The organism is Pantoea sp. Pa-EAmG, assembly GCF_030024295.1.
GTDB classification, from domain to species: domain Bacteria; phylum Pseudomonadota; class Gammaproteobacteria; order Enterobacterales; family Enterobacteriaceae; genus Pantoea; species Pantoea dispersa.
The window spans coordinates 1-9,895 of record NZ_JASEWO010000163.1; the positions used below are offsets into that span (position 1 = coordinate 1).

The 9,895-nt window shown below is 58.7% G+C and carries 9 protein-coding genes; all 9 read left to right on the forward strand.

The window, feature by feature from the left end; translation table 11 throughout:
* Positions 1-122: 122 nt before the first annotated feature.
* The 9 genes from QMM04_RS17870 (at position 123) to ybiX (ending at position 9,827) form a co-directional block, all read left to right on the forward strand.
* Complete coding sequence (locus tag QMM04_RS17870) at positions 123-869, forward strand: amino acid racemase (RefSeq protein WP_058771139.1); 747 nt, start codon at positions 123-125, stop codon at positions 867-869.
* Between the two features lie 269 nt (positions 870-1,138).
* Entirely contained in the window at positions 1,139-1,558 is a 420-nt protein-coding gene (locus tag QMM04_RS17875; protein ID WP_233209848.1) for a DUF6130 family protein, read from the forward strand.
* A gap of 17 nt (positions 1,559-1,575) precedes the next feature.
* Entirely contained in the window at positions 1,576-2,571 is a 996-nt protein-coding gene (locus QMM04_RS17880; RefSeq protein ID WP_058771141.1) for an alpha/beta hydrolase, read from the forward strand.
* A gap of 73 nt (positions 2,572-2,644) precedes the next feature.
* Positions 2,645-3,385 carry a response regulator gene (locus tag QMM04_RS17885; RefSeq protein ID WP_058771142.1) on the forward strand — a complete coding sequence of 247 codons (741 nt, stop codon included), beginning with the start codon at positions 2,645-2,647 and terminating at the stop codon, positions 3,383-3,385.
* The gene (locus QMM04_RS17890; protein ID WP_282996668.1) at positions 3,382-4,692 is read left to right on the forward strand and encodes an ATP-binding protein; all 1,311 of its coding nucleotides are present in this window, start codon (positions 3,382-3,384) and stop codon (positions 4,690-4,692) included. The genes QMM04_RS17885 and QMM04_RS17890 overlap by 4 nt, the downstream gene beginning before the upstream one ends.
* A gap of 136 nt (positions 4,693-4,828) precedes the next feature.
* On the forward strand, positions 4,829-6,019 hold the full coding sequence (locus QMM04_RS17895; RefSeq protein WP_282996669.1) for a cytochrome c biogenesis protein/redoxin: 1,191 nt from the start codon (positions 4,829-4,831) through the stop codon (positions 6,017-6,019).
* 277 nt (positions 6,020-6,296) lie between these two features.
* The gene (locus tag QMM04_RS17900) at positions 6,297-6,464 is read left to right on the forward strand and encodes a hypothetical protein (protein ID WP_021313248.1); all 168 of its coding nucleotides are present in this window, start codon (positions 6,297-6,299) and stop codon (positions 6,462-6,464) included.
* Between the two features lie 348 nt (positions 6,465-6,812).
* Positions 6,813-9,098 carry a catecholate siderophore receptor Fiu gene (locus QMM04_RS17905; protein WP_166711578.1) on the forward strand — a complete coding sequence of 762 codons (2,286 nt, stop codon included), beginning with the start codon at positions 6,813-6,815 and terminating at the stop codon, positions 9,096-9,098.
* 51 nt (positions 9,099-9,149) lie between these two features.
* Entirely contained in the window at positions 9,150-9,827 is a 678-nt protein-coding gene (gene ybiX / locus QMM04_RS17910; protein WP_282996670.1) for a PKHD-type hydroxylase YbiX, read from the forward strand.
* Positions 9,828-9,895 lie beyond the last annotated feature (68 nt).

The window sequence follows — 9,895 nt, forward strand, 5'->3', positions numbered from 1 at the left end:
CGAAGACCTATTTGCGCGACATGGTTTCAGCTTAACCAGGAGTGAAAATATGTTCCCTGAAGGTCATATGCTTAATAAGTATCCTGAAACCCGATTACGCCTTTATCACTTTGAGCAAAAAAATGATTAATATCTCACCTCTCTATGACGATGTTAGCTGGCCGGCAGATGAAGGTGTTTTAGGCGTCGTAGGCGTAGCCCCCTGGGCAACACTGGATTTTTGCCAGCAGCTGTATGGCCTGGTTCAGGCAGATAAAGAGTGGCAATATCCGCGACTTATTATTGATAATAATAGTAAAATCCCCAGCCGCGGGCGTCATTTGCAACTGGGTGAACGTGATCCTTCTCCCTGGATCCACGCAACTATTACAGAACTCGCTGCTGCGGGTGCGACGGTTGCCGTTGTGCCTTGTAATACCGCTCACCTCCTTTGGTCGCGCTGGAGCAAGGACGTAGCTATTCCGGTTATTAATATTATTGATGCCACACTTGAGCATATTGCGCCTCAGGGCAAGCGGGTCGTTGTGCTCGGTTCGCAAATGTTGTACCAGAGCAGGCTGTATCAGGATGCGCTTACGCAACAGCACGCCGAGATCGTCAATGTAGCTGCATCCACCCAACAGCTAGTGACACGCTGTATTAACGAGATAAAAGCCACAAAAAGCGTGTCTGAACTATCAATGCGCCAGTTAGCGGACGCCGTAAATAGCTGGAAGCAACAGGGTGCTACGCACATTATTCTGGCTTGCACAGAGTTGAGTTTGTTAAAACACAGCGCGATCTGGCAGGAAATGACGTTAATTGATTCGAGCGAAGCTCTCGCGCGTGCCGCTTTGCGCGCCATATCATTTCGCCGCCTGCGTGATTAAGGCGGACGAATTATTTCCACGACGAAGGGCCACTTATCTCATTAATTTTCCCGCCCCCGGGCCTGTGAAAATCCTGCTTTGATTTTCCCCCGGGCGGGGTAAACACCAATTTGTATCACACTGTAACTCCCGCCACACAGCACACACGCCGTTGCATAACCCGCCAGTCTGTACATATCCGCTATACATCGCCGTGGTCTTCTGTACGCATCAACCGAATGCATGGAGATACCACGATGTTAACCCGACTGTTTATTTCAACGTTACTGATGGGCGCCTCTGCGACCTGCGCCTGGGCGGAGCGACTGAGCGCTGCTGACGTGCTCGGCCCGGCGGCCGTGGCGCCACTGGATCATCCCCAGCCGCCTGCGCGATTAATTGTCGATGCGCCGCTGGCCGGACCGCTGCGCAAGGGCGCGGTGTTTATCCAGTACCGGGCAGAAAACCTGCGCATCGAGCCAGTGTTTGGTCAGGAAGCGCTGAAAATCACGCCGCGCATCGGCCACATTCACGTCATCGTGGATGACAACCCGTGGCACTGGGCGGACACCAGCGGTGAGCCAGTGATTCTGGTCGGTCTGCCTGTCGGGCCCCACAAGGTTACCCTTATTCTTGCCGATCCCATGCATAAACCGATCGACAGCAAAACCATCACTTTTAACGTGCCCGTACAGATTGCACCGCACTGATGACCCGGAGATAAATTATGAAAACACTGTTACGTCAGACTCTGCTGGCAACGCTGGTTCTCACGGCGGCAGGCACCGCGTTTGCCGCCTCCCCGGCCTCACACGATTACGCCGCTGACTTCAGCCACGTTCAGCAGATCAATGCGGGCGTACTGAACACAGGCTATGTGGACATCGGTCCGCGTGACGGCCAGGCGGTGATTTTGCTGCACGGCTGGCCGTACGATATCCAGAGCTATGCTCAGGTGGCACCGGCGCTGGCGGCAAAAGGGTATCGGGTGATCGTGCCGTATCTGCGCGGCTTCGGCAGCACGCGTTTCCTGTCGGATAAAACGCCGCGTAACGGCCAGCCTTCGGCAATCGCAGCGGACGTCGTGGCGCTGATGGATGCGCTCAATATCAAGCAGGCCGTGCTGGGCGGCTTTGACTGGGGCGCACGCACGGCGGACATCGTCGCGGCGCTATGGCCTGAACGGGTAAAATCGCTGGTGTCGGTCAGCGGCTATCTGATCAGTAGCCAGCAACTGGGTAAAAAACCGCTGCCGCCACAGGCGGAACAGCAGTGGTGGTATCAGTTCTATTTCGCCACTGAGCGCGGTCAGCAGGGGTATGCCGCCCATACACACGACTTTGCGAAACTGATCTGGCAGCAGGCATCGCCCGGCTGGAAATTCAGTGATGCCACCTTTAATCAGAGCGCCAAAGCGCTGGATAATCCGGATCAGGTGGCGATCACTATCAGCAACTACCGCTGGCGCCTGGGCCTGGAAAAAGGCGAGCAAAAATATGCCGCTTATGAGAAAACATTAGCCACATTACCGGCAATTCGCGTCCCCACTATCACCATCGAAGGGGATAATAACGGGGCGCCGCACCCGGCACCGGAGACGTACCGCACCAGGTTCAGCGCCAGCTACCAGCATCGCACCTTCACGGGCAATATCGGACACAATCCGCCAGCGGAAGCACCGCAGGCGTTTGTGCAAGCCGTTGAGGATGCGGCCGCACTGTAGCGGAGTAATTCACGACCCGGACCGGCCATCGCGTGCCGGTCTTTTTTGCATAAGTGGCTGACAGGAGGCTGTTTTGGAGCACGTTGATCACATTCTGGTGGTGGATGATGACCGGGAGATCCGCGAACTGATAACCGACTATCTGATTAAGTCCGGTTACCGCGCCACCGCTGCGGCCAATGGCCGCGAAATGCGCGCCGTGCTGAGCAGCAGCCTGGTGGATCTGGTGGTGCTGGATATCATGATGCCGGGTGACGATGGCCTGACGCTGTGCCGTCAGTTGCGCAGCGATCCCCGGCAGAACCTGCCGGTACTGATGCTTACTGCCCGCAGCGAAGAGACCGATCGCATTCTCGGGCTGGAGATGGGTGCGGATGATTACCTGATCAAACCCTTTGTGGCGCGTGAGCTGCTGGCGCGCATCAAAGCGATCCTGCGCCGTACCCGGGCGCTGCCGCCAAATTTACATATTACCGGGGCCGGCCGCATCATTGCTTTTGGCGAGTGGCAGCTGGATACCTCCGCGCGCCATCTGCTGGACAGCGACGGCGTGATTGTGGCGCTGAGTGGCGCAGAGTACCGCCTGCTGCGCGTGTTTCTCGACCATCCGCAGCGCGTGCTGAATCGCGATCAGCTGCTCAACCTGACGCAGGGCCGCGACGCGGAGCTGTTTGAGCGCTCGATCGATCTGCTGGTTAGCCGGCTGCGCCAGCGGTTACGCGAAGATGCCCGTGAACCGGCCTACATCAAAACGGTACGCAGCGAAGGTTACGTACTGGCGAGCACGGTGGTGATCAAAGAGGCGCATCAATGAGGCTATGGCCGCGATCGCTGCTGTCACGCCTGCTGATTATCGTGTTGGGCGGGCTGCTGCTGGCAAATACTCTCACGCTGGCAAGCCTGCTGATAGAACGCATGAGCAGCGCTAAAAGCGTGATGCTGGGCAACCTGGAGTACGATGTGGCGACCAGCGTGGCAATCCTCGATCGTCTGCCGGCGGACGAGCGTCCGGGCTGGCTGGCGAAGCTGGCGCGCGGCAACTATCGCTACAGTCTGTCGCCGGGCGAAGCGGGGCCGTATCCCTCCGGCTGGCGCACGCGCGACGCGGTACGCTCACTGCAGGAGACGCTTGGCGGGCGCTATCAGATGAGCATTCATGCGATTCCGGGGCCGCGGGAGCATATTCAGGTGCATCTGACGCTGCATGACGGCGCGCCGCTCACGCTCGATCTCTGGCCGCGCATGCCGGCGATTGCGCGCTGGCTGCCGCTGGTGCTGATGGGTCAGCTCCTGCTGCTGCTGTGCTGCGCATGGCTGGCGGTGCGGCAGGTGGTGCGACCGTTTGTGCGCTTTACCCAGGCGGTTGATGCGCTCAAACCGGCCGCCAGCCACGCACAGCTGATGGCAGAGAACGGCCCGGATGAAGTGCAGCAGGCGGCGCGTGCGTTTAACGCTATGCAGCTGCGGATTCAGGATCACCTCAAAGCGCGTGCGCAAATCCTCGCGGCCATCTCCCACGATCTGCAAACCCCGATCACGCGCATGAAGCTGCGTGTGGAGATGGCGGAGCAGCCTGAGCTGCGCGACAAACTGCTGAGTGATCTCGATAACATGAGCCGCCTGGTGCGCGAGGGCATCGCCTATGCACGCTCATCGGAAGTGCTGGAGGAGAAGCGCCAGAGCGTCAGCCTCAACGCGCTGCTGGATAGCGTCGTCTGTGACTATCAGGATGTCGGTAAAGCGGTGAACTTTGTGCCGTGCACCGGCCATGACACCTTCGCCGTGCGGCCGCAGGCACTACGGCGCATCATGACCAACCTGATCGACAATGCGCTTAAGTTTGGCGGCGAAGCGGAGGTTGAACTTTGTTCGCCCCAGGGTGACAGCGTAGAGATTCGGGTGCGTGATAACGGGACTGGCATCCCGGAGGAGGCGTTACAGGCGGTGCTGGAGCCCTTCTACCGCGTGGAGAGTTCACGCAATCGCCACACCGGCGGGACCGGACTCGGCCTGGCGATCGCCACCCAGCTGGTGAGCCAGATGGCGGGCAGCCTGCAGTTGCGTAACCGGGCAGCTGGCGGGCTGGAAGCGTGCATCATCCTGCAGCAGCAGGATGTGTAACCTGATGTATCTGCCTGCCCGCCACACACATAACCCGACAAAACGGCGTTCCCGCGACACAGCCTGAACACATGCGGTGGATGTAATAGACGTACTGCCGGACGCGCAGACGTTTATCCACCGTATGAGGTTCCCTATGACACTGCTTATCGCTTTTCTCGCCGGGATGCTGACGCTGCTCAGCCCCTGTACCTTACCGATTATTCCTTTTGTATTTGCCAGCGTACGCGGCCGTCGCGGACAGCTGCTGGCGCTGCTGAGCGGCATGGTCCTGATGTTCACGCTGGTGGCGCTGCTGGTATCGCTTACCAGCCACTGGGTCAGTCAGGTCACCAGCATTGGTCGCGACCTGGCGCTGTTGTTCCTGGCGATAGCCGCACTGACGTTAATCTCGACGCGCATCGCCCAATGCGTTATCCGGCCGTTTGTCGCGCTGGGTAATCGCCTCAACGATGCCAGCCAGCGGCGTAGCGGGGTGCTCGCCGCGCTGCTGGCGGGCCTGGCAACCGGTCTGCTGTGGTCGCCCTGTGCCGGACCGGTGCTGGGCGCGATCCTCAGCCTGGCCGTCGTGGGCGATCATCCCCTGTCGGTTGGCGTGTTGCTGCTGGCGTATGGCAGCGGTGCCGCGCTGATGCTGGCGCTGCTCTATTTCGCCGGACGATCGCTGGTGGCGCGACTGCGTCCGGGGCTGGCGATGAGTGCGCGGCTGCGTCAGGCGGCGGGCGTGCTGATGCTCGCCTCGGTGGGCGTGATTGTTACCGGCTCACAGAGCCAGCTGCAGGCAGCGCCCGCTTTTGCCCTGAAGCTGGAGCAGCAGCTGAGCCAGTGGCTAACCACGCCGGCACCCAAAGTGCGTCTGGAGCCGGTTAGCCTGCCGCAAACCAGCAGCGCCTTGCCGTCGCTGGAGGGGGGCACAGCGTGGCTGAACGGGGCGCCGGTGACGCCTGCCACGTTAAAGGGAAAAGTGGTACTGGTCGATTTCTGGACCTGGGATTGTATTAACTGCCAGCATACGCTGCCATACGTGCGTGACTGGGCCAGTAAGTATCAACGTGACGGGCTGGTCGTTGTGGGTGTGCATACGCCGGAGTACCCGTGGGAGCGCGATGAAAAGGTGCTGAAGCGCGCGATTACGCGCTGGCAGCTGCCCTACACCGTAGTGGCGGATAACAATTACAGCATCTGGAACCGTTTTGGTAATCAGTACTGGCCCGCGCACTACATCTTTGATGCACACGGCCAGTTGCGCTACACCGCGTTTGGTGAAGGCAACTATGAAGAGCAGGAGAGGGTGATTCAGCAGTTGCTGAAAGAGGCGCGTGCATGACAGGCCTGGCGGCCCGCCCGGGCCGCCAATGCTTCTCATTTAGGTTGTGGTTCGCGGGGGATGACTTTGGAAGCCGGGGGTGACACAGGGACTATCAGGCAAACAGCGTGCGGCATTGCCAGCCCGTAAGGTCACTCTTCAGGGTGACCGTCATGGCGCAGCCACCGTTGCCACCCCGATATGCAAAATGCAGTAATCCTACGCATAACTTGTAGTTTGGTTCCGCGTCCAGGCTGGGGTTTACTGTCAGCGTTAACCTTTTATGGAGAAGCTGACAATGAAGAAGATCCTGCAGCAGTGGCTGGCGCGTCTGGCAGCCAGCAAAGCCGCCACCCCTGACGGGCGCGAATTCGACCCCGGTGAGCATATCGATCTGCTGATCCCGATCAGCCAGCTGTACGGCGTGGAGTTTCATCCTTCCGTGTATCGCTACTATGAACGATAACCGCCGCCACCAGCGCATGCGCTATTGCTACTGGAATGAACTGTGCACGCCAGACTAAAAACCCGCTCACGCCGAGCGGGTTTTTTTATGCTGTTTACCCGCCTGATGAAAAAATTGCCGTAACGTCCCGCCGGTTTGTTCAATTGTATTGATTTCGTAATTTTAACGTAAAGAAAAGTATTCCCAAGCGGCAGCGCGCGTGTAAGAATATAAAAGTAAATGATAACCATTGGCGTTATCATTTAGGTGTTGTCTGGGAAAACCGTGTTGATTCAGTGCTATGCCTGAATGGCAGGTGCGGTTAAGACAATGAGTGCGTTAATAACGATAAGAAACTCACCTTTTAACATGGATAAAAATCGCCAGCTGCCGTTTGGTAGCTTCAATTCGCTGACCCTATTCACCGGGCTTTGTATTGGTATTTCGCCGGCTGCGGCGCTGGGGGCCGATAACTCCGGCAAAAAATCTGATGATACATTAGTGGTTGAAGCGCGCACGCCGTCGCTGTACGCGCCAAATGCCTCGGCCGATCCCAAATTTACCCGTCCGCTGGTGGATACCACCCGCACCATGACGGTGATTCCGGATCAGGTTATTAAAGATCAGGGCGTCACCAATCTGACCGACGCGCTGAAAAACGTGCCGGGCGTCGGGGCGTTTTATGCCGGGGAAAACGGCAGCTCAACCACCGGCGATGCGGTGTACATGCGCGGTGTCGATACCTCCAACAGCATTTACGTGGATGGCATTCGCGACATCGCCAGCGTCACGCGTGACACCTTCAACACGCAGCAGGTGGAAGTGATCAAGGGGCCTTCCGGCACCGACTATGGTCGCAGCGCACCATCCGGCTCGATCAATATGATCAGCAAACAACCGCGGCTGGATACCGGGCTTGACGCGTCAGTCAGCGCCGGCAGCGCGTGGATGCGCCGCGGCACGCTCGATTACAACCAGGCAATCAACGACAATGCGGCGTTTCGCCTTAACCTGATGGGTGAGAAAACCCATGATGCGGCGCGTGACAACATCCAGAACGAGCGTTATGGCGTCGCGCCTTCGCTGGCGCTGGGGCTGGACACCGCAACGCGGCTGTACGTCAACTATTTGCACGTCCACCAGAACAACACACCGGACGGCGGTATTCCGACCGTTGGCCTGCCTGGCTATTCGGCACCGTCTGCCGGGTATGCTGCGCTGAACAATTCCGGCAAGGTCGCCACCAGCAACTACTACGGCACCGATTCTGATTTCGATAAATCGACCACCGACAGTGCCACGCTGCGCTTTGAACACGATTTGAGCGATAACACCACGCTGCGCAACACCACGCGCTGGTCGCGGGTGAAGCAGGAGTATCTGCTGACGGCGGTGATGGGCGGAGCCAGTAACATTACTGCACCCAACCCGAACGATGTTGGCAGCTGGCGCTGGTCGCGCCTGGCAAACATCAAAGATATCAGCAACCGTATTCTCACCAACCAGACCAATATCACCTCGAAATTTGCCACCGGTTCCGTCGGGCATGATGTGAGTGCCGGGGTAGAGTTCACGCGTGAAAACCAGACCACCTATGGCGTCAACGCGCTGACCCCGCCTGCGGTGAATATCTACCATCCCATCAGCAGCATTTCGATTGGCGGTCTGGACCGCAACGGTGCGAACGCTAACGGGCAGACTGACACGTTTGGCATCTATGCATTTGATACGCTGGCGATTACCTCTGACTTTGAGCTGAACGGCGGCATTCGTCTCGACAACTATCACACCGAGTACGACAGCGCGACGGCCTGTGGCGGCACCGGACGCGGCGCGCTGGCTTGTCCGGCGGGCGTGGCGCGTAATACGCCGGTGACCACGGTGGACACGGCGAAATCCGGCAATCTGGTGAACTGGAAAGCGGGGGCGCTCTATCGTCTGACCGAACAGGGCAACCTGTATGTGAATTACGCCATCTCCCAGCAGCCACCGGGTGGCAGCAGCTTCGCGCTGGCGGCGGGTGGCAGCGGCAACAGCGCCAACCGTACTGATTTTAAACCGCAGAAGGCCAAATCCAGCGAAGTGGGCACCAAGTGGCAGGTGCTGGACAAGCGGCTGCTGCTGAACGCCGCACTGTTCCGCACCGACATCGAAAATGAGGTCGATGCCAATGATGACGGCACTTACTCGCAAACCGGCAAGAAGCGCGTGGAAGGCTATGAACTCTCAGCAACCGGCAACATAACGCCAGACTGGGAAATCATTGCCGGTTACACCATGCAGCACGCGTCGGTGCGTGAAGGTGCCAGCGTGGCGCAGGATGGCTCATCCGCGCTGGCCTATACGCCGAAGCACGCCTTTACGCTGTGGACCAACTATCAGGCCACTGATGCGTTGTCGGTGGGCGCGGGCGCACGTTATGTTGGCAGCCTGCGTCGCGGCAGCGATGGGGCCGTGGGCACGCCGGATCACACCGAAGGCTACTGGGTGGCTGACGCGAAGCTTGGGTATAAGGTCAACAATAACCTCGACCTGCAGCTCAACGTGTATAACCTGTTTGATACCAACTATGTGGCATCGATCAACAAGAGTGGCTACCGCTATCATCCGGGCGAGCCGCGTACCTTCCTGTTGACGGCTAACGTGCATTTCTGATGGTCAACCGTGGGGCGTTCGCGCTCCACGCTTAATGGCGAGAACTCCGCGATGATGTATCACATTCCTGCCGTGCTTAACGCTGAACAGCTGGCGCACTTTACCGCACAGCTGCAGCAGGCTGACTGGGTTGACGGACGGGCGACGGTCGGCAGCCAGGGCGCGACCGTAAAAAATAACCAGCAGATTGACACCGGCACGCCTCTTTACGATCGGCTGCAGGCTGCAGTGCTTCAGGCACTGAATAGCCATCCGCTCTTCTTTGCCGCCGCGCTGCCGCGCACGCTTTCTGCGCCGCTGTTCAACCGTTATCAGCAGGGGGAAACCTACGGTTTTCACGTTGATGGTGCGGTGCGCCACAATGGCGCGGCCGGCTGGATGCGTACCGATCTCTCCGCCACGCTGTTTCTGTGTGAAACCGACAGCTACGAGGGCGGGGAACTGGTGATCGAGGATACTTACGGTCAGCACCGCGTAAAATTGCCGGCGGGCGACCTGGTGCTTTATCCCTCCAGCAGCCTGCACTGCGTCACGCCGGTCACGCGCGGCGCGCGGGTCGCCTCGTTTTTATGGATTCAGTCGATGGTGCGCGATGATAAGCAACGCGCGATGCTGTTTGAACTGGACCGCAACATTCAGAGCCTGAAAGCGCGCCACGGTGACAGCGAAGAACTGCTGTCGCTGCTGAATATGTACCACAACCTGCTGCGCGGCTGGACGGAGGTTTAGCCGTCACGCAATAACAAAAAGCCCGCTCAGGTTTCCCTGAGCGGGCTTCTTTAAATCTGGCTCCTCTG

Coding starts and splice junctions, on each gene's coding strand:
- QMM04_RS17870 (WP_058771139.1), top strand. CDS start 123: ATGATTAATATCTCACCTCTCTATGACGATGTTAGCTGGCCGGCAGAT.
- QMM04_RS17875 (WP_233209848.1), top strand. CDS start 1,139: ATGGGCGCCTCTGCGACCTGCGCCTGGGCGGAGCGACTGAGCGCTGCT.
- QMM04_RS17880 (WP_058771141.1), top strand. CDS start 1,576: ATGAAAACACTGTTACGTCAGACTCTGCTGGCAACGCTGGTTCTCACG.
- QMM04_RS17890 (WP_282996668.1), top strand. CDS start 3,382: ATGAGGCTATGGCCGCGATCGCTGCTGTCACGCCTGCTGATTATCGTG.
- QMM04_RS17895 (WP_282996669.1), top strand. CDS start 4,829: ATGACACTGCTTATCGCTTTTCTCGCCGGGATGCTGACGCTGCTCAGC.
- QMM04_RS17900 (WP_021313248.1), top strand. CDS start 6,297: ATGAAGAAGATCCTGCAGCAGTGGCTGGCGCGTCTGGCAGCCAGCAAA.
- QMM04_RS17905 (WP_166711578.1), top strand. CDS start 6,813: ATGGATAAAAATCGCCAGCTGCCGTTTGGTAGCTTCAATTCGCTGACC.
- ybiX (WP_282996670.1), top strand. CDS start 9,150: ATGATGTATCACATTCCTGCCGTGCTTAACGCTGAACAGCTGGCGCAC.